The 26,267-nt window shown below is 45.1% G+C and carries 24 protein-coding genes; 17 read left to right on the top strand and 7 right to left on the bottom strand.

Annotated elements, in window-relative coordinates; translation table 11 throughout:
* From ENI34_08455 to ENI34_08410, 10 genes are all read left to right on the top strand, one after another.
* Window positions 1-364, top strand: a 364-nt coding sequence (locus ENI34_08455; protein ID HEC79154.1) for an ATP-binding cassette domain-containing protein, incomplete at its 5' end; no start/stop codon positions are given.
* A 46-nt stretch (window positions 365-410) separates the two neighbouring features.
* Window positions 411-2,240 (top strand): glutamine--fructose-6-phosphate transaminase (isomerizing), encoded by a 1,830-nt coding sequence (gene glmS, locus ENI34_08450; protein ID HEC79153.1) that lies wholly within the window; start codon window positions 411-413, stop codon window positions 2,238-2,240.
* The gene (locus ENI34_08445) at window positions 2,241-2,891 is read left to right on the top strand and encodes an endonuclease V (protein HEC79152.1); all 651 of its coding nucleotides are present in this window, start codon (window positions 2,241-2,243) and stop codon (window positions 2,889-2,891) included.
* Window positions 2,884-3,894: an HIT domain-containing protein gene (locus tag ENI34_08440; GenBank protein ID HEC79151.1), complete on the top strand. Its 1,011-nt coding sequence runs from the start codon at window positions 2,884-2,886 to the stop codon at window positions 3,892-3,894. Before ENI34_08445 ends, ENI34_08440 begins: the two co-directional genes overlap by 8 nt.
* Entirely contained in the window at window positions 3,891-4,571 is a 681-nt protein-coding gene (locus tag ENI34_08435; protein ID HEC79150.1) for a TIGR02253 family HAD-type hydrolase, read from the top strand. The genes ENI34_08440 and ENI34_08435 overlap by 4 nt, the downstream gene beginning before the upstream one ends.
* 9 nt (window positions 4,572-4,580) lie before the next feature.
* Window positions 4,581-4,946 carry a DUF523 domain-containing protein gene (locus ENI34_08430; protein ID HEC79149.1) on the top strand — a complete coding sequence of 122 codons (366 nt, stop codon included), beginning with the start codon at window positions 4,581-4,583 and terminating at the stop codon, window positions 4,944-4,946.
* On the top strand, window positions 4,943-5,575 hold the full coding sequence (locus tag ENI34_08425; protein ID HEC79148.1) for a hypothetical protein: 633 nt from the start codon (window positions 4,943-4,945) through the stop codon (window positions 5,573-5,575). Before ENI34_08430 ends, ENI34_08425 begins: the two co-directional genes overlap by 4 nt.
* Window positions 5,576-5,794: 219 nt before the next feature.
* Window positions 5,795-6,814: a phosphoribosylaminoimidazolesuccinocarboxamide synthase gene (gene purC / locus ENI34_08420; GenBank protein HEC79147.1), complete on the top strand. Its 1,020-nt coding sequence runs from the start codon at window positions 5,795-5,797 to the stop codon at window positions 6,812-6,814.
* A gap of 85 nt (window positions 6,815-6,899) precedes the next feature.
* On the top strand, window positions 6,900-9,542 hold the full coding sequence (locus tag ENI34_08415) for a calcium-translocating P-type ATPase, PMCA-type (GenBank protein HEC79146.1): 2,643 nt from the start codon (window positions 6,900-6,902) through the stop codon (window positions 9,540-9,542).
* A 92-nt stretch (window positions 9,543-9,634) separates the two neighbouring features.
* Complete coding sequence (locus tag ENI34_08410; protein HEC79145.1) at window positions 9,635-14,140, top strand: T9SS type A sorting domain-containing protein; 4,506 nt, start codon at window positions 9,635-9,637, stop codon at window positions 14,138-14,140.
* 8 nt (window positions 14,141-14,148) lie between these two features.
* On the opposite strand, the gene ENI34_08405 is transcribed toward ENI34_08410, so the two are convergent.
* From ENI34_08405 to ENI34_08375, 7 genes are all read right to left on the bottom strand, one after another.
* Window positions 14,149-15,678, bottom strand: coding sequence for a hypothetical protein (locus ENI34_08405; GenBank protein HEC79144.1), 1,530 nt, complete (start codon window positions 15,676-15,678; stop codon window positions 14,149-14,151).
* Entirely contained in the window at window positions 15,636-15,980 is a 345-nt protein-coding gene (locus tag ENI34_08400) for a hypothetical protein (GenBank protein HEC79143.1), read from the bottom strand. The genes ENI34_08405 and ENI34_08400 overlap by 43 nt, the downstream gene beginning before the upstream one ends.
* A gap of 1 nt (window position 15,981) precedes the next feature.
* Complete coding sequence (locus ENI34_08395) at window positions 15,982-16,449, bottom strand: PTS sugar transporter subunit IIA (GenBank protein HEC79142.1); 468 nt, start codon at window positions 16,447-16,449, stop codon at window positions 15,982-15,984.
* A gap of 64 nt (window positions 16,450-16,513) precedes the next feature.
* Entirely contained in the window at window positions 16,514-18,112 is a 1,599-nt protein-coding gene (locus ENI34_08390) for an arginine--tRNA ligase (protein HEC79141.1), read from the bottom strand.
* Window positions 18,081-18,431 carry a ribosome silencing factor gene (gene rsfS, locus ENI34_08385; protein ID HEC79140.1) on the bottom strand — a complete coding sequence of 117 codons (351 nt, stop codon included), beginning with the start codon at window positions 18,429-18,431 and terminating at the stop codon, window positions 18,081-18,083. Before rsfS ends, ENI34_08390 begins: the two co-directional genes overlap by 32 nt.
* Window position 18,432: 1 nt before the next feature.
* Window positions 18,433-18,885, bottom strand: coding sequence for a LytR family transcriptional regulator (locus ENI34_08380; protein ID HEC79139.1), 453 nt, complete (start codon window positions 18,883-18,885; stop codon window positions 18,433-18,435).
* Window positions 18,878-19,798: a hypothetical protein gene (locus ENI34_08375; GenBank protein HEC79138.1), complete on the bottom strand. Its 921-nt coding sequence runs from the start codon at window positions 19,796-19,798 to the stop codon at window positions 18,878-18,880. The genes ENI34_08380 and ENI34_08375 overlap by 8 nt, the downstream gene beginning before the upstream one ends.
* A 124-nt stretch (window positions 19,799-19,922) precedes the next feature.
* On the opposite strand from ENI34_08375, the gene ENI34_08370 reads away from it, so the two are divergent.
* The 7 genes from ENI34_08370 to ENI34_08340 all read left to right on the top strand — a co-directional run bounded on the left by ENI34_08370 (window position 19,923) and on the right by ENI34_08340 (window position 25,672).
* Complete coding sequence (locus ENI34_08370) at window positions 19,923-20,990, top strand: hypothetical protein (protein HEC79137.1); 1,068 nt, start codon at window positions 19,923-19,925, stop codon at window positions 20,988-20,990.
* A gap of 1 nt (window position 20,991) precedes the next feature.
* On the top strand, window positions 20,992-21,930 hold the full coding sequence (locus ENI34_08365) for a hypothetical protein (protein ID HEC79136.1): 939 nt from the start codon (window positions 20,992-20,994) through the stop codon (window positions 21,928-21,930).
* A gap of 23 nt (window positions 21,931-21,953) precedes the next feature.
* Entirely contained in the window at window positions 21,954-23,252 is a 1,299-nt protein-coding gene (locus tag ENI34_08360; GenBank protein ID HEC79135.1) for a sigma-54-dependent Fis family transcriptional regulator, read from the top strand.
* Between the two features lie 355 nt (window positions 23,253-23,607).
* Entirely contained in the window at window positions 23,608-24,141 is a 534-nt protein-coding gene (locus tag ENI34_08355) for a type II secretion system protein (protein HEC79134.1), read from the top strand.
* Between the two features lie 89 nt (window positions 24,142-24,230).
* Window positions 24,231-24,782 carry a prepilin-type N-terminal cleavage/methylation domain-containing protein gene (locus tag ENI34_08350; protein HEC79133.1) on the top strand — a complete coding sequence of 184 codons (552 nt, stop codon included), beginning with the start codon at window positions 24,231-24,233 and terminating at the stop codon, window positions 24,780-24,782.
* Between the two features lie 9 nt (window positions 24,783-24,791).
* Window positions 24,792-25,217 (top strand): HAMP domain-containing protein, encoded by a 426-nt coding sequence (locus tag ENI34_08345; protein ID HEC79132.1) that lies wholly within the window; start codon window positions 24,792-24,794, stop codon window positions 25,215-25,217.
* Window positions 25,214-25,672 carry a HAMP domain-containing protein gene (locus ENI34_08340; GenBank protein HEC79131.1) on the top strand — a complete coding sequence of 153 codons (459 nt, stop codon included), beginning with the start codon at window positions 25,214-25,216 and terminating at the stop codon, window positions 25,670-25,672. The genes ENI34_08345 and ENI34_08340 overlap by 4 nt, the downstream gene beginning before the upstream one ends.
* The last annotated feature ends 595 nt before the right edge of the window (window positions 25,673-26,267 follow it).

Raw genomic sequence — 26,267 nt, 5'->3', positions numbered from 1 at the left:
TCGATTCCCGCACCGCTATGACGAGGACGTCACTGAGCGGGGTATTACTTTTTCGACCGGTGAACGGCAGCTTCTGTCGTTCGCCCGTGCTCTGGCGTTCGACCCCAAGATACTTGTTCTCGATGAGGCGACGGCGAACATCGATACCGAGACCGAAAAACTCATCCAGGACGGTTTGAAAAAGCTTATGCTGGGCAGGACCTCGATCATCATCGCCCATCGACTCAGTACCATAAAGGAAGTGGACAGAATTTACGTGATCCATAAAGGTGAGATAAAAGAGGTGGGAACCCACGAAGAATTGATAAAGAAAAAAGGAATATACTACAGCCTGTATCAGTTGCAGTCGCTTCAGCTGAAGTAAAGGGTATGTATTGACATTTGGGTGGCTCCAGATATAATAATCAAGAATGTGTGGAATAGTCGGTTATATCGGAAAGAACGACGCAGCGGATATTTTGCTCAACGGACTGCACCGCCTGGAATATCGAGGATATGATTCCGCCGGTATCGCGCTTATTACAGAGGATAATCTTTTCATCCGTAAGGTTGCGGGACGGGTCGGTGAACTGGCAAAGGCGGTAGAGGGTATAGTTCCCAAATCCAATATCGGGATCGCCCATACAAGGTGGGCGACCCATGGTATTCCGAATGACCTTAATGCCCATCCTCATATTGATTGCAAAAAGAGATTCGCGGTCGTCCACAACGGAATAATCGAAAATTTCAGGACATTGAAGAAGTTTTTGGAAGAAAGGGGCCATGAATTCTGCTCGGATACCGATTCCGAGGTGATTCCTCATTTGATCGAGGAATTTTACAATGGTGATTTAATGTCAGCGGTGAGTAAAGCCTGCAGTCAGATCGAAGGCACGTATGGACTGGCGATCATCTCGCTTGATCAACCGTCAAAGATCATCGCCGCCCGGATGGGAAGTCCGCTCGTCATCGGAAAAGGAAAAGGTGAGTATATCGTTGCTTCAGACCTCGCCGCCATTATCAGTCATACTGATCAGGTGATCTATCTCAAAGACGGTGAAATCGCCGAGTTGAGTAAGGACGGTCTACGACTTGAGAGTCGAAAGATGGGTGTTGTCGCACCTGAAATCGAACGCGTAACCTGGACCTTGGAGCAGATCGAGCGCGGCGGTTATAAGCATTTTATGCTCAAGGAAATATATGAACAGCCGGTTATTTTACAGGATACGATTCGGGGCAGACTGAATTATGAAGAAGGGATCGCCCGTTTGAACGGCATCGCCCAATACATTGAAAAACTACGGGATGCCCAGCGTATCATCATCATCGCCTGTGGCACATCCTGGCATGCAGCCTTGATCGGTGAATATATGATTGAAGCCCTGGCAGAGATCCCGGTTGAGGTGGAGTACAGCTCTGAATTCCGCTATCGCAAGCCTGTTCTTGATCCGAATTCCATCTGCATTGCTGTATCCCAGTCAGGAGAAACCGCAGACACGCTCGCTGCACTTCGTGAAGCAAAACGGCACGGCGTACCGGTGCTCGGTATTTGTAATGTCGTGGGCAGTACGATCGCCAGGGAAACAGATGCCGGTATTTATATCCACGCAGGTCCTGAAATCGGAGTCGCATCCACAAAGGCATTTATGGCGCAGGTAATGACCTTTACTCTGGTGGCTCTGTTGCTCGGACGCTTGCGTCGCCTCTCGGTTGATGAGGGCAGAAAGATCATTTCCGCAATAGAAAAGATACCTGAACAAATTAAATCATTACTTGAAAAATTACCGGAACAGATAAAGAAAATCGCACAAATATTCAAGGATCATCGTAATTTTCTTTATCTTGGCCGAGGTTATAATTTCCCGGTCGCCTTGGAAGGCGCCTTGAAATTAAAAGAGATTTCATATATTCATGCCGAGGGCTATCCTGCGGCTGAGATGAAGCATGGGCCGATCGCCCTGATTGATAAAGATATGCCGGTGGTCGTGATCGCTATCCGGGATGCAATCTATGATAAGGTGATTTCAAATATCGAAGAGATCAGGGCACGTCAGGGAGTGGTGATCGCCATTGGTTCAGAAGGGGATACTGAATTGTCCAGATTCGCCGATCATGTAATTTATGTTCCGACGACGCTCGATTATCTCTATCCGCTGTTAACGACCCTGCCCCTTCAGCTTCTTGCATATTATATCGCTGATTACAAAAATCTTGATGTCGATCGGCCTCGTAATCTTGCAAAGAGCGTTACGGTTGAGTAGATACCCTTGAGGTTGGATCATTTAATATATGTTCAAACAAAGTTAGCAAATAGAATAAAGGTTCGTAGTTTGAAAAGAAAAATCAATTATATCGGCGGTGTGGATGTGGCGATAACCCGTGATTCACTTGTCGGGTGCATCGGTGTCTTTGAATTCCCCGGTCTGAAATTGGTCGATTCTGCATGGAGCAGGGCGCCTGTGGAGTTTCCTTATATCCCGGGTTTTCTCTCTTTTCGGGAAATCCCGGTTCTTTTGAAATGTTGGAATAGAATAAAGCGCAAACCGGATTTGATCCTGGTGGATGGTCAGGGAATCGCCCATCCACGTTCACTCGGTCTTGCCACTCACTTAGGGATTTTGCTCAACAGACCTACTATAGGCTGCGCCAAGTCTCATCTCTATGGAGAATACAGGATACCGGGGGAGAAAAAAGGTTCTTACGCCCTGTTGAAAAAGGGTGAGAAGAAACTCGGTCTGGTCTTGAGGACGAGGGACAGGATAAATCCCCTCTTTGTTTCTCCAGGCCATCTTGTCGATTTTAATGACTGCCGGAAATATGTGCTGGCGACAGCGGTGAAGTACCGCATCCCCGAACCGATAAGGTTCGCACATAAGACCGCCGGCGAGAAAGCGAGGCAATTAAATGTCTGAAGTAAGAAGAGATATCGTGACAGATACATGGGTTATCATTGATACGGAAAATGATTCGATACCTGAAGTGGTCAGGGAAGATAAGGCGGCGGTGGCCGACTGCCCTTTTTGTGAAGGTCAGGAAAGACGCACTCCTACAGAGATCTATGCGGTGAGAGAGTCGTGTGAACCGGATGGACCCGGCTGGAAGGTGCGGGTTATCCCCAATATAAAACCGATTTTAAAGGTCGAGGGTGCGCTGGAAAAGAGCGGAGTCGGTGTCTATGATATGGTGAGTGGTGTCGGTGCGAATGAGGTTATTGTTGAATCACCCCGTCATATCCCGAATTTTTTCGAACTGCCCCGGGAACAGATTAAACTGGTTCTGGAGACATATCGGTTGAGGATTGAAGACCTCCATAAAGATAAAAGATTGCGTTACATCCTCATTTTTAAAAATCACGGGCGTGCCGCTGGAGCATCGACGATCGACCATCCGCATTCAGACCTGATCGCTTTACCCGCGACTCCGATCAGAGTGAAGCAGAAACTGAACGGCGCACGCGAATATTACAGTTATAAAGAAAGATGTCTGTTCTGCGACATCATCCAGCAGGAGATTGAGATGGCGGACAGACTTATTTTTCAGAGCGATAAATTCGTCGTGATTGCGCCGTACGCCTCAAGATTTCCTTTTGAAATTTTGATTCTTCCGAAGCGCCACTCTTTCAGCTATACCCTTATAACCGAAGAAGAGACAGGAGACCTTGCAATGGTGCTCAAACGGATTTTCAAGGTGATGTACAAGGTACTCAATGACCCACCGTATAATCTCATAATCAACAACAGTCCGAATCTTCTGCCCAAATCCAATTACTGGAAGACGATCAAAGATGATTTTCACTGGCATATTGAAATCACCCCGCGCCTTTACCGACGGACCGGTTTTGAACTGGGAACCGGTTTTTATATCAACCGTTTCGCCCCTGAAAAGGCGGCGGCGATCTTCCGAAAAGAGTTATGATAAAAGCGGTTATTTTTGACCTTGATAATACACTTGTCGATTTTATGGCGATGAAAGAAGCAGCCGTGGAGGCTGCGGTCGCAGCGATGATCGATGCTGGTTTGAAGATTTCCCACGAAGAGGCGAAAGAGAAGATCTATAAAATCTATGATGAAGAAGGGATTGAAGACCAAAAGGTTTTTGATAAATTTTTGATCAAAGAATTCGGCGGCATAGATTATCGAATCCATGCCGCCGGAATCATCGGTTACCGGCGGGCGCGGGAGGCGGCGCTTGTACTCTATCCTCATGTACAACTGACCCTTATGGAGCTCATCAAACGGGGGTTGAAACTCGCCGTGGTGAGTGACGCCCCGCGGCTTCAGGCATGGCTGCGGCTCTGTCAGTTGAACCTTCACCATATCTTTGATGTGGTCATCACCTTTGAAGATACCAATAAGAGAAAACCCGACCCCGAGCCGTTTAAAAAGGCGCTCCATCGATTGAATATCGAACCAGAAGAGGCGATGATGGTCGGCGATTGGGTGGAACGGGATATCGTCGGTGCAAAATCACTCGGGATGAAGACGGTCTTTGCGCGTTACGGCGATCGCTTCAGGACCACTGAATCAGGCGCGGATTATGAAGTCGATGACGTCCTGCAGATCCTTGAGATTTTGGACAACCTGTCGAAATGATGTATTGATATGGAAAGGATCCTTGTAAGTGCCTGTCTTATCGGTATCAATTGCCGCTACGACGGCAAGAATGCTTATCGAAAAAAGGTAGCGGAACTGGCGGAAAAAAACTGTCTGCTCTTCGCCTGTCCGGAACAGCTCGGCGGCCTTACCACACCACGGCCCAGGAATCGAATCAAAGGGAGCAGGGTGATTAATGAGCTGGGGGTCGACGTCACCAAGAATTTTCAGCGCGGCGCCCGTGAGTTTTTGAAGATTGCAAAGAAATTCGGTGTAAAGAGAATAATTCTGAAAAGCAGAAGTCCGTCCTGCGGCAGGAACGGTGTTGTGACCCGGTTGCTGCCTCGAGGAATCAAGGTGGAGTATGTAAAATGAGTATTTTATTATTCCTGTTGCTTCTTCTGCCTGATAAAGAGATTATGGTATACGAAACCAATGATAAAGGAAAGATAGGGACCATGCACCTCACCGCGGCAAAGGATTCGACAGGATATCGGGTGGTCTACGAGTGGGAGGATAGAAGGCTTGAGGTTCTCTTCGATACGCTCGATATGAGTACCCTCTACGTCAAAAAGACCGTGGGTGATAAGGTGGAACTTGAGATAACAAAGAAGGATAAGTTCAAGGTCTATTTCAAGGGTCGCAGGCAGAGTTACGGCGCGGACAAACCCATATACGACCGTCATGCAATCGAATATGCATTGCGTGGATTCGATTATAATAAAGATTTCAAGACAAAAATCCGATTTCATGTTCCTGAATTTATGATCGTCAACGCCGATGTGGCGGTCGTCGGAGAAGGGGAGGTCACTGCGGCGGAGTTGGGTGAGTTCGACTGCTGGAAGGTGGAATTGAAACCCCATGTGTTATTCTTTAAGTGGCGTTTCTATTTCTGGATTGAAAAAGAGTACCCCCACCGATTCATAAAGTATGAAGATTCTTCAGGAAAGAACAGCATATTATTAATAGAATATGAGGAGATAGCCCCGAATCCCGACGATTAGCCATCACAAAATTCTGATTCTTTTTCAGACTCATTTTTATAGCGGTTATTTTATTGACCTCGATGCTTTTTTAAGTATAATACAATGTAATATGAAAGAAAGGAATATGCGTGGCAAAGATACTGGCGCTAACGAATAGAGAACTTAACTAGCGCATAAAAGAGTATCAAGAGAAAAAGAAAAGTGAAATAGAAAAAAACGATAAAGAGGTGCTGCAAAATGGGTAGTGTTAAAGACTTGGATATAATAAAGCAGCCCGGAGAAAAAGCCGCGGGTATTGGCCGTTTTGTCTTTTCCGACCGTTATTCGGTCTTTGACTGGGGTGAGATGCCTGACCATATTTTGAACAAGGGGTCAGCAATCTGTCTTGCCACTGCTTACTTTTTTGAAAAGGCTGAAGAACTCGGAATAAAGACCCACTATCTTGGTGTTGTTGAAAACGGCAAACCTAAAAAATTGAATGATTTAACCCAACCTTCGAACACAATTGAGGTCAAAATCCTGAGGGTAATAAAACCACAACTCACCGGAGATGGCTATGATTATTCAATTTTCCAAAAAGAAAGGAATAACTTTTTAATTCCGCTTGAGGTTATCTACCGTAATGCTCTTCCTGCAGGTTCATCGGTATTCAAACGTCTGCATCAAGGAACCTTGAAACTTTCTGATATCGGTCTTGATAAGATGCCTGAACCAGGTCAGGTTCTTGATAAACCGATCTATGATGTCTCGACAAAACTTGAGGTAACTGACAGGTATCTTTCCTGGGATGAGGCAAAAAGAATTTCTGTCTTATCTGATGCAGAACTTGATGAAATGAAAAAGATGGTAGCTAATGTAAATGAACTTATTACAAAAGAGACACGCCGTCTTGATCTGTTCAATGAGGATGGTAAGATTGAACTTGGTTTTGATGAGAACAGAAATTTTGTGCTTGTTGATGCTTTGGGAACCCTTGATGAATGTAGATTTACCTATGAAGGATTGCCCGTGAGCAAAGAGGTTGCCCGAATATATTATCGTAGTACTGACTGGTTTAAGGATGTGGAAGAGGCAAAGAAAAACGACCGAGTTAACTGGAAGACAAATGTTAAAACTTCTCCACCCCGACTGCCCGAAGAACTCTACAACGCAATCAGCACAATCTATCAGGCGTATACTAATGAGCTGACAAAAAGAAGATGGTTTGATGTACCTTCACTGGTTGAGGCATTGAGGGTTGTAAAGAAATACCAGTGACGGAAAACTAATTTGCGGACCATCTGGTGGCAATCATATTAAAATACACTCCAGAAGCAATAAAATAATTGGCAAAGAAGGTTATATGGAAAAGTGGCATATCAGAAGTATCCATAAAGTTGAAAAAACCTTAAATACTGACATCGCATCTGGACTAAGTTCTAAAGAAGCAGACAACAGACTCCAGAGGTACGGCCCCAATAAGTTAAAGGAGCTCAAAAAAAGAACTCCTTTTATGATGTTGCTGGATCAGTTCAAAGACTTTATGATTATTGTCCTCATTGCAGCAGCAATCGTCTCTGGTCTTATTGGTGAACCCAAGGATACTATTGCTATTATGGTTATTGTCGTAATAAATGCGGTGATCGGGTTTGTTCAAGAATACCGCGCCGAGAAAGCAATCGAGGCATTGAAGGAAATGGCTGCGCCCATTGCTACTGTCATCAGAGACAAAGTGCCCCGCAGTATTGACGCTTCTGAGCTTGTTCCCGGTGATATAGTAATCCTGGAAACAGGAAAAATTGTGCCGGCAGACATAAGATTAACCGAAGCGGTGCAGATGAAAATAAATGAATCACCTCTGACGGGAGAATCAGTCCCGGTTGAAAAAAATACACGTGAATTCGATGAGCCAACACTTCCCCTTGGGGAGAGAAAAAATATAGCTTTCAAAGGTACAACAGTTACTTATGGACGAGGTAAGGGAATTGTAGTGGCTACTGGCATGAACACCGAGCTGGGTCGAATCGCATCTCTATTACAAGAAGCAGAAGAAGTAAAAACGCCTTTGCAGAAAAAATTGGCTAAATTCGGTCAGAAACTTTCCTTAGCAGTTCTTGCTATATGTGGTATTGTTTTCTTAATGGGTATTGTAAGAGGAGAAAGACCCATTTCAATATTTTTGGTTGCTGTTTCGCTTGCAGTAGCAGCCATACCCGAGGCACTTCCGGCAGTAGTGACAATTTCACTTGCCCTTGGGGCTAAGAAAATGGTGAAACGAAAAGCTCTAATAAGAAAGCTTCCAGCCGTGGAAACACTCGGTTCCATCACCTATATTTGTTCTGATAAAACCGGCACGCTCACCCTGAACAGAATGACGGTGGAGGAAGTGTTTGTGGATGGCAAGGTATTGAGAGCAAAAGAAATAGAAGTTAGAAACAATGAGGGACTCAAGACAGCTCGATTAAGCCCCCAGGTTCAGTTATTGAGAGCGCTGGCGCTATGCAATGACGTGCAGATAGACGCAGAAAAAAAGGTCATGGGCGACCCCACAGAAACTGCCCTTTTCTCCTTTGCCGGTGAGAAAGGCTTTGATAAAGATGATATTGAAAAGAAGTTTTTAAGAATAAATGAACTCCCTTTTGACTCTGAAAGAAAACGCATGACGACCATCCATACCTGGGAAAATAGATATGTATCTTTTACCAAGGGGGCGCTTGAAAGTGTGCTTGAAAAGGCAACAAGAGTATTAACTTCTGAAGGATTAAGCCCCATAGACCAGCAAACGATTCTTAAGATAAGCGAAGATATGGCAGACAGGGGATTGAGAGTTCTTTGTGTTGGTATGAGAGAGTGGGATGAACTTCCTGAAGAGATATCACCTGAAAGTGTAGAAAAAGAAATTATTATTTTGGGCCTGGTGGGAATGTTGGACCCTCCTCGAGAAGAAGCAAAGGACGCGGTTAGGAAGTGTATGACCGCAGGAATAGCTCCTGTAATGATAACCGGAGACCACCCTTCCACCGCCAAGACAATAGCCAAAATGGTTGGTATATCACAAGACGACTCCAAAGCAATAATTACCGGCGACAGGCTTGAGAAGATGTCCTTAGATGATCTAAAAGAAAGAATTGAGCATATAAAGGTTTATGCCCGGGTGGTGCCGGAACATAAATTGAAGATAGTTAAAGCATTGCAAGATAAAGGTCATTTTGTAGCAATGACTGGCGACGGCGTCAATGATGCGCCGGCCTTAAGGAGAGCAGATATTGGCGTTGCGATGGGCATTACCGGGACGGATGTATCAAAAGAAGCCGCGGATATGGTACTTCTTGACGATAATTTTGCGACTATTGTTGCCGCCATAAAAGAGGGCAGGAGAATATTTGATAACATCAGAAAGTTTATAAAATATACCATGACCAGCAATTCAGGCGAGATATGGACAATATTTCTTGCACCCTTTTTCGGCCTTCCAATCCCGGTTTTGCCTATCCACATCCTCTGGATTAACCTGGTAACTGATGGTCTTCCTGGTCTTGCCTTAGTAGCAGAACCACCTGAAGATGATATTATGAAAAGACCGCCAAGGGAGCCAAAAGAAAGCATATTTGCCCATGGTCTCGGCTATCATATTATCTGGGTGGGACTTTTGATGGGAATAACCTCAATATTTACACAGGCGTTGGCGATTAAAATAGGATATGCTCACTGGCAGACAATGGTATTTACAGTTCTTTGTCTTAACCAGATGGGGAATGTCCTTGCGATAAGATCCGAAAAGAAGTCCTTTTTTGCTCTGGGATTTTTATCCAACAAACCTCTCCTGGGAGCATTTCTCTTGACGTTTGCTCTGCAGATGGCAACTATTTATATACCTTTCCTCAATCCAATATTCAAAACTCAACCATTGAACTTGGTTCAGCTTGTATTGACCTTGCTTCTTTCTTCAGTCGTTTTTGTCGCGGTTGAGATTGAGAAGTTTTTTAAAAGAAGGAGGTCAAAATAAGTAAGTGTTTGCTACCACAATAAATTGTATGGATGGATAGGTACAAATACCTGTAGCTTGACATCTTTCCTTTATTCCTTATAATTCAGATAGTGATGAAGAGGCTTGTTTTAAAGTTACCTTTATTTTTTTTGTTAGTGTTTTACCGGATATCATCGGCTGACCTGATCTATGAACTGCCAATCGGTGGGCTCAGATATGATATTGTAAAGGTAGAGGGATTCGACCGTATTGAGATCACCGGTTCAGTTTCTACGTCGGCACCCGGAGCTCCGGAACTGCCCGTCGTCACTTTTAATTATCTTTTACCCCGGAAAAGAAAAGTGAGCTCGGTCGAAATAATCGAAGAAGAATGGGACGAGTTACCCGGAGATTTTTATATTTATCCTGCGCAGAACAGGGGGTCTATGCTGGATGAATATGCCTTCACTCCCTGCGATCCTTTTATATACAACTCGGAAACCCCGTATCCCGTTGATATCGTCTGTTCTGTCCACTCAGGGAATATGAGAGGATATCAGGTCTGTCAGGTCGGCGTCGTTCCTTTCAGATACTTTCCTGAAAGCAGAAAACTCCATATTTTAAAAAAATTGAAGGTCAGATTCAAGACCGAGGAGAATGATTGTTATGTCATACCCGAGCGCCAGACAAGGACGGCACAGGAGTTGACCGACAGATTCGTTTCTTCTTTGATCGTCAATAAAGAGGAGCTGAATGATCCTTCAAAGAGACCCCGAATCGGTGTGGAGGATAATATTCGGGACCTGACGGTCACTGATCTGCCGGCGTTGCTCGGAGCACCGGTCGATCTGGTTGTCGTCACGACGGACCAGCTTTATGATGTTTATAATAAATTCGCCCATTACAAAAAACTGTGCGGTTATAACACAGTGGTGAGGACATTGACCTGGATAAGGCAGCACTACCAGGGCACAGACGACGCCGAGCGAATCAGAAATTTTCTGAAGGATGCGGTGACAAAGTGGGGGGTGGTCTATGTGCTGCTGGGTGGAGATGTTCCGGAGATTCCGACCCGCTGGATCTGGATGTCATCTTTATATAACCAGTGGCCTGTTCATATCGTTACTGACCTCTATTTTTCCGATCTCGACGGCACCTGGAATCAGAACGGCAATGAGAAATTCGGAGAAGTGGAGGACTCATTGGATTTATATCCTGATGTTTTCGTAGGTCGGTTACCGACAAGGGATGCATTTGAAGTAAATGATTATCTCAATAAAGTCCGCTCATATTTACAGCCGGTCTTCACCGCCATACAGAACAAGGCGCTCTTTTTCACTTCAGACCTGGATGTTTCCAATGACGCTTATTTTATGGCGAAACGGATAGCCGAGCATCTACCGGTGTGGTTTGATACTACTTTTTTGAACGAAAGACCGAAGCAGGAATTATATGATTCCCTTTACACCGGTTTCGGGATTGTCTGCGGAATAGGACACGGCGACATAAATAACATACGGGTGAAGAACAACCCGCGCGAACAGGCGGATATCTATTTTTTCGACGACCTTCATAACACGGATCTATACGGTGTGCTTTTCGTCATAACATGCTACACCAATACCTTCCAATCGGATTGTCTCAGTAAACACTGGTTATTGAATCCTCATGGCGGCGGCGTCGCCTACATCGGACCGACGAGTTTCAGTGAAGCCTATATCCATGAGGTCTATACCACATCACAATTTGATTCGCTTTTTTCATTTCCTTTGTCTGCAGTCCTGGGCAGGACAAAAGTTCCTTTTATCTCACAGTCGCAATGGGATAATTGGTATCGATTATATCAGTTTTCAATCTCTTTGCTCGGCGATCCTACATTGAGCCTCTGGGATACCATTCCTTTGAATTACAGCGACGTGACCGTTGTGCCCGACACACTGAACGTGGGGAACGACGTCGTAAGGCTCTCCGTGAATCCGCCTCAACCGTCGACTGTTGTCTTTTATAAAGAGAACGAAACGTTCATCATCGATACTATTTATGACGGTTTTCTTGAACGCGCGGTTAAGACAGAAACACCCGGTTATTTAAAGTACAGAATCCAGGATATTCCGGCGGCTTCCCGCTCCGCCGGTTATATCCCCTGGATTGACTCTGTATTCGTCGCTTCCGGACAATCCCATCTTGTCTACAAAGAACATACAATAGTAGACACTTCACATAATTCGAACGGGATGGTTAATCCGGGTGAAGATATATTGTTGTACCTAACAATCCAGAATACAGGAGGTGCCGCGGCGCACAACATAACCGCCAGGATAGATTGCGCCGACAGTTTACTTACGATGGTCTGCGATACCGCTTCGTTCCCGGATATCGAAGCAGCCGAATTCGGCGAGAACATCACTCCGTTTCATTTTTACGTTTCCGGGTCGCTTCCGGACTTTTACTCTCTTGATTTTGAAATCGACATCACCTCTGATTTTGATCTGACACGTGACAGTTTTCAGATAATATGTGCGGCACCGGTCATGGAACATTTCACCCAACGTGCTTTCAAGTCTGGTGATACAATAGAGATCCTGCCGTATTTAGCCAACTTCGGTCATGAACCGGCGGATTCTGTATACGGTGTCATCACCGCTGATTCCGACACAGTGACCATACTGGACAGTCTTGTTTCATTTCCTCTCATTCCATTCAACTCAGTGGTGAATTCTGAAGAACCTTTTGAAATACTGCTTAATTATCCGGGTGTTCCTTTGGAATTCAATCTGGAAATATATTTCCGCAACGAAAAGGTCATCACTCAATCAGTGGTCATCGATACACCGATGGTTCCCGAATCACTGCGTGTCTTCGGAAGAAAGAATTCAGTTGAACTCGTGTGGCTCCAGGTGCCGGGAGCAATCGGTTACCGTGTTTATCGCGCCACCCAGTACAACGGCGATTACCGATTGTTGAACAATTATCTGGAACCGACATCACGGTTTGAGGACTTTAATGTTCAGCATAATACCACTTATTTTTATTATGTGGTTGCAGTGGATTCATCAAGAAATCAGAGTGCCTCTTCTGATACGGTCTCCGGCAGGATCAATATACCTCCTGCGCCGGGCTGGCCCAGACCCGTGTATGATTACCTCTTTTCTTCCTGCAATTTCGCCGACATCGATCCGTACTACCCTGGACTTGAGATTGTGGTCTGCGGTAAAGAAGGTTATGTCTATGCCTGGCATTATGACGGTTCAGCAGTCCTTGACGACGGTGTCCTGTTTGACATCCATCCCGCCGAGGTGTGGACCTCTCCGGCACTGGGCGATCTTGACGGAGATGGAACCATCGAGATAGTCTTCGGAGTGAGAAGGTCTACGGATAATTTATATGTAGTCGATAATCAGGGTGTTTGTCCGTTCGGCTGGCCCAGGTCTGTACCGGGTAATATCATCGGCTCGCCGGTACTCGCCGACATCGACCAGGACGGTGATCTCGAGATCTTTATCTGGACCCTCAATGCCGATTTATATGCTTTTCATCACGACGGCACAGGGGTTTTTTCAAGTAATGGATTGTTAAAAGATCTGCCCGGTATCTCCCTCGGCAGCCCGGCGATCGGTGATATAAACCAGAACGGTTCACTGGAAATCGTCTGCTGCGGAGGAAGCAGGGGGGATTCACTCTATGTATGGGACAGTTCAGGTAATTATCTGTCTCCTTTTCCGATCTTCATTCAGCCCGGGAATCTTCAATATTCCACGGTGCTCGGTGACCTTTTCGGTGATGCAAGATTTGAAATCTGTTTTTATGCGGATTCGACTGAGCGACTCTATGTCGTCGACGCCGACGGCTCGATCCGCTGGTATCAGACACTTTACAGTGTGGCGGATATAGAGGGGAGTCCGATCATCTGCGACGTCACCGGTGACGGAGCACCAGAGGTTATCTGCGGTTACCAGACCGGTTTTGCGATATTCGATTCACTCGGCAACACCCTGCCGGGGTTTCCTGATTCCAGCCATGACGCCAAGCTGCCGGTGGCGGCGGATATTGATTGTGACGGCAGGGCAGAGGTGATTGTGGGGTCAGCCGATTGGTTCCTCTACGCCTATCAGAACGACGGCGGACAGATGGAGGGATTTCCGATGCAGTTCAACAATCGAATTGAGGCCTCGCCGGCTTTATATGATATTGACAACGACGGCAGACTGGAACTCATGCTCGGTGCCGATGGTTATAAATTTTATGTCTTTGATCTTGACGCAGATACGCCGGCTCAATGGCCCAAGTTCAGGTATGATTCATATAATTCAGGTACTTATCAGTCCGGGAATTTAAATGTGTCGAGTTTCGACGACGGTACAGCCGCTCCTTTGCTTCAATTGTATCCGATTCCGTTTAAGAGCCGACTCCAGATTAAATTCAATGACTTCTCAGGCGCCGAAGAGTTCAAACTCAAGATTTATGATGTAACCGGCAGACTGATCAAGAGTATCGACTGCCCTGTTGAAGACCAAAACCGTTCTTTTGTATGGTCGGGTGATGATAATGAAGGACGGAATGTCGCGGCGGGGGTCTATTTTGTCAGGGTGGAAGCATCTTCAGGTGATATCACGCAAAAAGTCGTCAGGGTCAGGTGAGACGGTCTTTATTCGGCAGCCATCACCGTAACTTTTTTCTCGAATCCCAGATTCCACAGTTCAGCAACCGACTCACCGAGCTCTTTGACATCAAAGAGATACAGTTCATAGATCTGTTTGATGTCTTTTTGCGGATTAAAAATATCTTTATAATACACGGGTGCGTCTTTGAATTCCACGGTTTCCAGCAGGACCGCCCGCTGGTAGAGCTCAGGATGTTTTTCTTTAAAAGAATCAAAGATCGTCGCGTGTAAAAGCAGAACTTTCTTTTCATTGATCAATTCATTATTATCAGGGTGGATCACTTTCTTCTTTTTCAATAAGACGGGGAATTTTCCGCCGATTTCCAGCCAGTTATGGCCCGTCGGAATGAGAATCGGGTGATTGATGTAAAAGTCGATATTCGGCGGTACAATGGTATAGATGTAGTGGAGATTGTTTTCCCGGCGGTGGAATTCAACGAGTTCTCCGATTCTTTCGGGAATCCTGCTCTTATAGGTTATGGTCTTGACACTTAATATCAAAGAGAGAATCAGGGCGACGCTGATTACCGCCGTCCTGGCTGCACCTTTGATCCGTAGGACGAGTTGAGCCGAGAGGAGCGCCAGAAACGGAACCATGGGATATGCGAGCCTGAAATAAGGATGATAGAAACCGAGGATTGCAAAGAAGACCAGGAGGCAGATTAACACATCCCATTCTTTTTTCTGCTCTTTATTCCTGATTATTATGTATAAGAGAGTGAATAACAGCGGTACAGGGGCAAAGGTCGCAAGATAGATCAAAAATTTTGTATGGTTGAACCCGAGCAGGGTCGCATGGCGTGAACCTATGCCCGAAATTGAGACCACCCGGATGAAGAGATAGAGATAAGGAAGAAAGAGCAGAAGAGGAAGGATGATCGTCAATAAAAACCATTTTCCATTGATCCTTTTTCGATGCCGAAAGCCGATTATCAGGAATATGAGCAGCAGAGGGAAGGCGGAATATTTTGTGTACAGGGCAAGGGTGGTGGCTGCGCCGCTCAACAGAAAAGAACGTGAGTTTCGGTTTTTGCAACCGTTGAGAAAGGATAATACGGCTGTTGTGAAGAAGAAGAGAAATGTTGCTTCACTCAGTCCTGATTTGAAGAAGAAGAGAAAATATTCCGTCGTAACGAACAAGAGTGTCGTATATACAGCCAGACGTTCGGAATAGAGTTTTTTGATGAAATAGAATATCGTGTAGATTGTGATAAGTGAAAAGAAGAGTGAAAGGAACATAATGAGGTGGGCGTTTGTGCCGAAACATTTAAAGAGAACCGCTATGAGTGTCTGGTAAAGGGGAGGCGTTTGAAAATTGAATGGTTTACCTTGTGCACCGATGCTTGACAGCCATTGTGCCTGAAGGCTGAATACCCCTTCGTCCCAATCGATAAGGGAGCTGTTTTTTATCCCGAAAAGACCGAGGAAAAGACAGAGTATGACGATTACATGGATGAAATATTTCCCTTTGATTATTTTTTCCGCCAGTACAAAATCCTCCCGCAATTCGGACATGTGATGAATTCTTTTTTCCTCGTGAGGAGCTCAGTGGGTAATTTTTGAAAGCAACCAAAACAGAATCCGTTTTCAACAGGCGATATCGCCCGCTGGTATCTTTTCTTAAGCCGCTCGTAAACTTCGGCGATCTCAGCCGGAAGTTTCTTAAGTAAATCATTCCTTTTTCTCATGAGCGAAATTCTTTCTTCATCTTCGATCTTGAAACCTATCTCCTTGTATTCCGGAGCTTCCATATCAGCGAGCAGGTTGTCCAGATCAAAGAGCAGTTTGAGATGCATCTCGATTATTTCTGATGTCATATTATTTCCTCTTTCTCAAATCTTTTTCGATTTGATCGATCAACGCGATGAATTCTTCGGGGGTTTGTGGTTTATTTATCAATTTTTTCTTTGTCAGAATCTTCGCGATTTGAACGATCTTTCCGAGTGTAATCAGATACTGATTCCCAGGGTCCTGGGGCGGGGCGATGATGAGAAAGATCAACGAGACGGGTTTTTTGTCAATCGCATTGAAGTTGATCGGTTTCGTCGTCCTGCCGACGGCTATTTCGAGTTTATCGACCGCCAGGGAGCGGCAGTGCGGTATGGCGATTCCTTTGCCGATACCGGTTGAACCGAGTTCCTCTCTTTTGAGGAGGGTGGATACTATCAATTCGGCATCCGTCCCTTTTTTCATTGAATAAACCAGATCTTCAATGACTTTGTTTTTCTTACCGGGTTTCAGGGAAAGATTTATTCTCTCCTTTGATAATAAGCTGGCGAGATTCATTTAGCCTCCTTTTGAAATAAATGTTTTGAATCACCAAAGACTGAAATCACCTTTAATTCAGCCATTACATCCTTTCAGGGCATGATACACCGAGAATATCAAGCCCCTGTTTTATCGTTTCAGCGACTTTATTGATCAACGCAAGCCGCGCCTGCGTGAGTTCGCTGTCGTCGCTGAGTACTCTCAACTTCTGATAAAAATAGTGGAACGTGCGTGCCAGTTCTATCAGATAATAGGTAATCATATACGGCTCGCGGGTTCTGGCGGCGTCTTCGAGAACCTCGGGGAACTTAAGGATTGTTTTCACCAGGGTGATCTCTTCGTCTTCCTTGATATGGTCGTACGCAAAGCGGTCGTTCGGTCTGAAATTCTTCTCCTTCGCCTTTCTCAAGATACTCTTGATACGCGCATGGGCATACTGGACGTAATAAACAGGGTTTTCATCGGATTCTTTCAGGGCGAGGTCTATGTCGAACTCAAGATGCTGGGAATTCGAACGCATCAACATAAAGAATCTTACAACATCCTTTGGAACCTCCTCGAGCAGATCGTCGAGGGTGGTAAAGGTTCCGGCTCTTTTGGACATCGTGACGACCTTACCGTCTCTTTTCAACTTCACTTCCTGGACGATAAGCACCTCGATGATCTTTTTCGAATAACCGACCGCCTTGATTCCTCCGACAAGTCCGGGAATATAACCGTGGTGATCCGGTCCCCAGATGTCGATCAATCTGTCATATCCTCGTTTTATCTTGTCGACATGATATGCGATATCAGGCAGCAGGTAGGTGTATCTGCCGTCGGATGTGACGATGACACGGTCGTCGTTGTCTCCGAACAGACTTGCTTTGAAAAAGAGTGCGCCGTCTTTTTTGTATGTAAATTCCTTGTTCTGCAGAGTGGTCAGGACCTTCTCCACATATCCTTTTTTGTAGATCTCTGATTCACGCGTCCAGACGTCAAAGACGACGCCGAAATTCTCGAGGGTTCTTTTTTGCTTATTGATGAAGAAATCGACAGAATACTTTTTAATCGCCTTAATATCTTCAATGCCTTTCTCTTTTATCTCTTTCGCCACATTGATGAGATATTCACCGTGATACCCGTTCTCGGGAATTTTCGGGGTGCCGCCGTTCAGTTCGATGATCCGCTGTCTGACGCTCTCGGCGAGCAGCTCGGTCTGCCTTCCACCATCATTGATGTAATATTCCGCAGTCGCTTCATAACCGGTTGCATTGAGTACTTTTACGAGCGAGTCGCCCACGGCGGCTGCACGGGCGTTGACGATATTGATGGGACCGGTCGGGTTCACGCTGACATATTCAACGAGAATTTTTTCTTTTTGGCGGACGGCTTTTTTCGGCTCTTCGCCGAACAGCTTTTTGAGGAGATATTTTTCCTCGATTTCAAAATTTATAAATCCGGGTTTATGAACCGTCACATCTTTGATTAGCGGAGCTTTGATACGCGCCGCAATTTCCCGGGCGACCGTATATGGATTCTTTTTTTGGCGGGCGGCGATCTTGAAGGCGAGATTGGTTGAATAATCCCCCTGTTTCTGTTTGGGCACGTAATCTATGATGATCGTCTCTTCAGGAAATAATTGTTTGAGAAGTTCTTTCAGTTCCTGCTTAATCATTTTTGAAATCCACCTGAGCGGCATCACCCCACAGCCGTTCCAGGCCGTAGAACCGTCTTGTTTCTTCCAGAAATATATGGACGATCACGTCGATATAGTCCAGCAGAATCCAGTGGCCGCCGTCAAAACCCTCTATGTGGTTGGGCTTTTCGTATTCAATCAGGTATTCGGCGATCGTGCGGTTGTGGATGTCGGAGAGACCGTTTGCAATCACGAAATAGTCGGTGAGCGGTGAGAGGCCTCTTAAGTCGAAGATTACGATTTCATTGCCTTTCTTTTCATCGATCTGACGGGCGAGTTCCCGGGCGAGCTTTCTGGGATCCGTGTTTGTATTTTTCCGCATCTTAGAATTCTTTTTCGACATCAGGAAAGAGTTTTTTGTAGTCCTTGCCGATAATCACGGTAATTTCCAGATAGAGGGCGGAATCGATGTCTTTTCCGATGTTTTTACAGCCGATCCGTTTTGCAAAATATTTTGCATTCTTCATATCTTTGTCCCTTCGTTCAATGACCACGGTCTCCTCGAAATATTGATTGTCCGTATCTCCAATCGTGACCACGTTGAAGCCTCTTTCCCGCAGAAGATTGGTGACCTTCAACGCCAGTCTGTTGACGCCGCATCCATTAAGTACCTCCACTCTCAGGTTACTGTTTTTTTTGAAGATCTCTTCAGGGTCTTCTCTGGTCTGTACATAGATTATCGAGGCGCTGAAGATACCCAGCAGAATTATCAGAATAAAGAGTACGTATTTGCCGGTGCGGCGATTCTTTGATTCTGTCTTCTGCTTTTCAGACATGCTTTTTATATTTTACTCTTTTACCGTTTTTGATCCATGTGAATGGTTCAATCGTAATACCATCCCTGATTTTTGTGTCACCTTCAATTAATGTATGCGGTCTTATATGCACGAATTTACCTATTTCCACGGAAAGGTCTATAACGGTCGTCGCCGGGTCTTCGATGTAAACCCCCCGCGCCATCAACTGCGCGAACCATTTTCTTTTGACGAGTTCTCTTGCCTCGGCAAGCTGCAGTTTGGAATTTATTCCGGTGATCTCCTGGGGAGAGTCTATCTTTAATCCCACAACCTTTCTCTTTTCTTTGAGCATCTCTTTGACCACATCGGTGAGGTAGAATTCACCCTGTTGATTACAGGTATCGATCTTATTCAAATAAGAAAGCAGAACCGTTTTTTCACCGTAGTACACACCGGCGTTGACTTCTTTTATACGCTGTTCCTGCGCACTCGCATCCGCCTGCTCTATGATGGCGCGGATTCTTTTTTTTCTGTCCCGGAGGATTCTGCCGTATCCGAACGGTCTTTCCAGATGGCAGGTGAGCAGTGTCAGGTCCGCCTTTTTCCTCTGGTGGTAATCAATGAGTCGTATGAGCGTCGTCGGTTCAAGCAGGGGTACATCGCCGCACAATATAAGGATTCTGTCATTCTTCGCTGTTTCTATACCTTTTTTTGCTGCATCACCCGTACCCAGGGGAATAGGCTGGAGCGCGTACTTCACCCGTGTACCGATTTCTTTTTTTACCTGCTTCGCGTTTTTGCCGACTACGAGGATTATCTCATCACTCTTTATCTCTTCCGCCTGTTCAATAACAAAAAGAATTATGGGTTTTCCCAGGATCCTGTGCAGAATCTTGGGAGTCTTTGAGTACATACGTTTGCCGACCCCGGCGGCAAGAATTACTGTGCTCAACTTTCTCCTGCGTAACCCACTATTTGAGCTTGACACGATTAAATATAACCAAATAAATCAGTATGTCAAGTAGTGGATGTTTTGGGTTACTTGACTTCTCTATAATTTTGATTATTATTTAGTGATGAAAAAGTATGTTTTGCTTGTTTTTATATTCCTTTTCTGCAACAAACTGCCCATCGGAGAAGATGAATTGAATCAGCGGGGTGAGTTTGATGCCCAGGAATTCGAATTGACAAGATACAATACCCTGACCGAATACGACAAATTCGCCGAGCTCGGCAAGTCTTATAATTTAATCATCGGTAAGAACAGCGATTATGAATCCCGTCTGCTTTTAAGATTCAACTTTCCGGATTCTTCATATCAGGGACTGGACGAAATCAAACTCATCTTGAAGCGCAATAAAGACTTTGAAGGCGACACATTGAAGTTCAGTGTCCATCTGGTGGAACATGAATTCAATGAAGCGGAAGCCAACTGGTATTTAAGAACAGAGACCGACTGGTGGGACAGTGCAGGCGGAGATTTCAAAGAAGATTCCCTGCGGCTCGCCGAGATCACAGGTGATTCCGTGGTGGTGAGGTTCAATTACCTTGAGCTGGAAGAGATCAGAGCAGTTGAGGGTCTGATCCTCATTCCTGAAGAATCCGGGTTTGCCTATTTCTCTTCAAAAGAGAGCGGCACGGGTCCGCAGTTCATCCTCGAGAAGAACAACGAGGTTACACCGATCGTGCTTGACGCCGACTGCCACATAATGAGAGGACCTGAACCGTTCTACATCGAAAACTGGCTCGGTTCCGGAGTGCCGTTTCGAAATTACGCCAAGTTTGTTTTTGATTCACTGCTGCTCGATAAGCGGGCGATCTACGCCGAACTCAGTTTCCGGATTGAGAAATATTTTGCAATGCGTGATTCCGTGGAGATCGGGATAAAAGAACTGCTCGAGCCGATCGATGATTTCGATACGCCGACCGGTTCTTTCATCGCCATTGATAAATTTGCGGTTACTGACACTATTTTTAAGATCGATATTGTGAGACACATCCAGCGGATCATCGAGCATCCGGATTCCAATTTTGGTTTCTTCATAATACTCACTCCGGAAAATTACGACCTCGCCAATTTCAAGATCGTCGACGGTTCCCATAGACTCACCGTCGGTTATGTTTCACCACCTGGAGGAAGATAGGATGATAAGTGCGGTTCTATTGGCGGTCGTCAACGCATCGATCTTCTCGCTGGGCGGAGTCGGTGAAGATGTAAGTATTTTCCGTGAGCCGTTTTTTTCAACCACGCGTTTGGCGCAGATTGAATTCACCATGCAGCCGGAGTTCAACATCCTCAGTGAGGATTCTGATTTCCGCGGCCTGTTCCGTACCAATCCCTTTAATTTCAGAATAGCTGTTCCCGTGGTTAAAGGAATCATCTTCGGAGTGGGTAATTGTGAGCGATTTTCCCAGTCGTTTGACATCTATTCACAGCGGTCGTCTCTTGAACTCCATGTAATGGGCGACGGCGGTGTTGAAGAGGCGTATCTTGACGTCGGCTGGCATTTCGGCATCGGTCAGGTCGCCCTGCGTGGCTCTTATCTCTTTGGGAATGCCTGTGAGGTGTGGAACTATTACATCGGTGATTACAGCATCGCGGATACGTTCTTATACAAGTATTCAGGCAGAATATTCTGCGGCGGGATCAAGATAAAACCGCTCTTTTTATCTTATGAAGCCGGTGGAGAACTGGTTGTGGAGGATGCAGACGGAGATACGACCATTGGACTTGCCGAGAGAATGCTGGTCGGTGTGATCAGCCCTACGATCGCCGACATCAGAATCACCGCTGCTTTTGAACATTCATTCTGGGACGGAGACGATCATACATCACCCAATCGGTTTAAACTTACATTTGCGAAAAAAGTATATGCCTTTGACTATTATTTCAATCCATGGTATCTTGAAGGGGTGACCGAACACGGTTTTTCCTTTTTGCTGAAGTTACCGATACACAGAGTGGGATTGATTACATTTGATTTAAAGACCTCCTTGAGAAAAAGAGGTGACCTTAAAGAGATAAAGTTTATTCCCGAGATAAAATTGTCGATCAGAGAACTCTTTGCAAAGAGGAAAAAATAGCGTATTAAAGGTCTGTCGATTATATGAGTAAACCGAGGATTTTGTTGCTCGACGATGAAGAGAGTCTTATAAAGTGGCTCTCTTACGCCCTGGAACAAAAAGGCTACAGAGTTTTTTCCACTACAGAACCGGACGAGGCGGTGAGAAAGATCAAACAGGAACGATTCGATTGTATTGTGAGTGACATCCGCATGCCGGATATGGACGGTTTTGAGTTCCTGCGAAAGGTCAGAAGAATCTATCCTGAACTCCCTTTGATCTTCATCACGGCGTACGGCTCTATGGAATCAGCAATCAATGCGCTGCGCGACCGGGCGAGTGATTACATCCTGAAGCCCTTTGCAATCGACGAACTCGTGATGCGGATCAAGGCGAATTTAAAGAAGAAAGAATCGGTTTCGTATAAGATAATCGGGGAAAGCAGACAGATCAAGAACGTTATGGAACTCGTGGACAAGATTGCAGGAACTGATACGACGGTGCTCATCCTCGGTGAATCCGGTACTGGGAAGGAACTTATCGCCCGGGAACTCCACAACCGTTCAAAGCGCGCCGAAGGTAAATTTGTAAGTATCTCCTGCGCCGCGCTTCCCGAGACCCTGCTTGAGAGCGAACTCTTCGGCTATAAAAAGGGTGCGTTTACCGGTGCGTCAGCGGATAAAGAGGGTCTGTTCAAGGTCGCTCATAAAGGAACTTTTTTCCTCGATGAGATCGGCGACGCTCCTTCGACGATTCAGATGAAACTGCTGCGGTTTCTGGAAGAGAAGACGATCGTGCCGCTCGGCGACACAAAGCCCATATCCGTTGATGTGCGGTTGATCGCCGCCACCAATAAAGATTTGATGGAAGAAGTGAAGAGCGGTCGATTTCGTGAAGACCTCTATTACCGTTTGAATGTCATCCCGATTGTGCTGCCTCCTTTAAGGCAGCGCCGCGAAGACATCCCGTTGCTCGCCAGATTCTTTCTTCAGGAGGTTTGTGAAAAAGAGAATTTAGGAGAGAAGAAGTTTTCCCAGAAGACACTGGAGTTCTTGAAGTCATATTCCTGGCCCGGTAATATCAGGGAACTGAAGCATGTGGTGGAGCGGGCGGTTATTCTGAGTGACACCTATTTTATAAAACCCCAGCATCTGGGCCTGCCCGGTGCCGAAACAGAAAAGGGGAGGAGCCTTGATGAACTCCAGGATGAAGAGATCAGGCGGGTTTTAAAAGAGTGCGACGGCAGTGTGACCAGGGCGGCGAAGATTCTCGGAGTGGGCAGGGCTACTCTGTATCGAAAACTCAAAAAATATCAGGCGCCAAAAAAACGAAAAAAGAAGTGATATATACATTTTCACCGATGTCAGGGGTTGAAAGGTGGCTCCGAGACTTAAGTGTCTCAAAATGAGACGGATAATTTTAAGTGAGACACCGCCGGAAAAAAAGTCTTTAAATTCAAAGACCTTTTTTCGTTTATTCTGGCACGGATTTTGCATATTAATATAGTGGCGATCTTTCTCAACTTATCTATTGACAAAATTAAAAATATGGATAGGATTCATAAAAGGGCTTTACAGGAACTTTTGATTGTGCCCTAAAGCCTGAAGATTGAAAAAGGGTTATAATAAAATATAACCTTACAGAACGACGGGGCACAGACGTAAATAAAAAAATTTATAATATTTCAAGGAGGAAAAAATGAGAAAAGGTTTTACCTTAATCGAGCTGATGGTCGTGGTGGTGATTATCGGTATTTTGGCCGCAATCGCCATTCCGAACTTCATCAGTATGCAGAAGAGGGCAAAAGAAGCCTCAACAAAGAATAATATGCATACATGCCAGTTAGCAGCTGAGGATTTCAGTACCATAACTGAAGGCCTCTATGCGTGTGATTTTGCGATGACAGTTGGTGCGGTAAGGACTGCTGTTTATGGAGCAGGTGATCCGCTCGCCAATGACCCCAGGTCAATCGGCGGTGTTGCTAATGGAAATCCGACTCCACCGAATATTCTTTTGCCCCAGACCATGCATAATCCGATTGTTGGCGCAAACAATACTTTCCAGACGCCGTGTATCGCTGCTCATGCAGCTGCGACTTCAGGAACAGTGGGTTATGAAGCGTATGATGTTACCGGCGCTGTTACTAACCTGGCTGGTGATGCAGTCAGTTATCAGATAAATGGTGATGGTGTTGACGACCTGCTACCACTGGTATTGTCATCAGGTCAATAATCAGGAGTTCCTTTGTTAACAACTGGGGTGAGAATTCTTAAAAGATTCTCACCCCAGTTTTCTACTCTATTTTCAGATGTCATCAAATCATGAATAAAAGAAAAACAATGCGTGGTTTTACCTTAATCGAGCTGATGGTCGTGGTGGTGATTATCGGTATCATCGTATCGATCGCCGTCCCTAATTATATCGCTTTAAGGAATCGAGCTCTTGAAGCGAGTGTCAAGTCTAATATGCACTCAGTTCATATGTCAGTCGAGGAATTCTCCACTCTCTCAGGTGGTATATATCCTGGGGATTTAGATACAAGAATCAATCAGGTTGCTCCGAATATTATAGGCAATACCGGTAATATGTCCTTAGCCGCTGGTGTAAGGGTCCCCCCGTTTCCTCAGGATGCTTTGTTAAAACCCCATCCGGGTTTTAAAAATCCCTTTATGCCTGCCAATAATGTGGTTGATAACTTACTCGTAGGTTTTCCTCCTGTCCCTCCTGGACCTCCAGGGGGTCCCCAGGGTTGTGTTTATTATTCTTCTTATCAACTTGATGGAACAACGCCGAGTGGCGCTGGTCAACCGGCATACTCTTACCGGGTCACTGGGTTTGGTTGTCATGACCCAATCCCTCTGACATTACCTTAATAAGATGCAATGAAGTTCCGCAGAAAAAAGTATATCATCCATAAAAAGTATCAATTCCGTCTTCTCGGTGTATTACTCGGGATTGTGCTCGCCGCCACCCTGATTACAACCTTTGTCACCCATTATTTTCTTCTTTCTTCAATCGTTGATTTCACCGCAAAGTATGGTCACCCACCGACCGGGAAAGAGCTCATATATGCCTCTTTTAAACCTTTGATAATTACTGTACCGATAATATTATTCATTTTATGTGGGGTCGTGATTTTCATCTCCCACAAAATAGCCGGTCCTTTATACCGATTAAAAATGTATATGAAGAAAGTGGGTGAAGGTGATTTTTCCGTTAAACTTAAATTCCGTAATTATGATGCAATCCACGATATCGCGGATACCTTTAATGAGATGGTGGAGAAATTGAGGAAGATGATGAAATGAAAAGGTTGAGAAAGAAATATATCATCAACAAAAAATATCAATATGGTGCGATTATCTTTGCACTCACAATAATTTTTATAATAATATTTATTTCGATATTTGTGACCCATTATTTTCTTTTATCCACAATCATCAGAAAGATCGAACAGACCGGTTATTTCCCCCGTGGTATGGAACTGATCAACCTGTCATTCAAACCGCTGGTGATTGTAATTCCGGTTATCTTTATTCTGCTTGCATTATCTTATATCGTGGTTATATTCATCTCACACCGCACTGCTGGACCTCTTTACAGCCTTAAAAAGGCGATGGAACAGGTCGGTGAAGGAGATCTTTCGGTCAGATTGAAATTCAGAAAGAACGATGAAATCCACGATGTCGCCGAGAGTTTCAATCGGATGGTCGATGGTTTAAGAAAAAAATTCGGTAATTTCAAATCTTCTTCAGAAAAATAAGCTGCAGAATATTTTATTCATCGGCTGAACTTATCCTGCCAGGTCGAATGTGCCCAGCCTTTTTTCAATATATACTTTTCATTATGGGGTTCTGAAGGAAGCGAATCTATTATATTATATATGATAAGCTCTTTTAATCTATATGGTTTCCTTCCTGTCTTTTCTTCGAAAATTTTTATTTTATCGTTCAAAAATTCTATATCTATCTTCATCTTTATTTTTTTAATATAATATTCGGCGATCGCTTTTTCTTCAGGATTTTCTGTGTTATTGTAGAGGTCGGTCCACAGGGCAAGGCTGGCTCTTAAATCCCCCATCTTGAAATAAGTGACGAATGCCGCCCAGCGTTTGGGCGTATCAGGCGCCCCTGGTTTGAACGCCGCAATACGAAAATAGGTCTTTGCGATAAGATATTCCCTCAAAAAGACATAGTGAATAAAACCGTACATAAAGGGAAGGCGCCAGTCATCAGGATTCTGTATTATTCCTTTTTTAAGTAATCTCCGTGCCTGATCGGGATTTTGCGCGTCATGAGTGAGCATCAGCCCGCCGAGTGTATAGGCATAGGTAAATTTCGGATCCAGGGTCGTAAGGA

The organism is candidate division WOR-3 bacterium (genome assembly GCA_011052815.1).
Classification (GTDB): domain Bacteria; phylum Hydrothermota; class Tepidihabitantia; order SM23-42; family SM23-42; genus DRIG01.
Note: the sequence above shows the minus strand (reverse complement) of the source record. Positions and strands in the feature narration are given on the sequence as shown.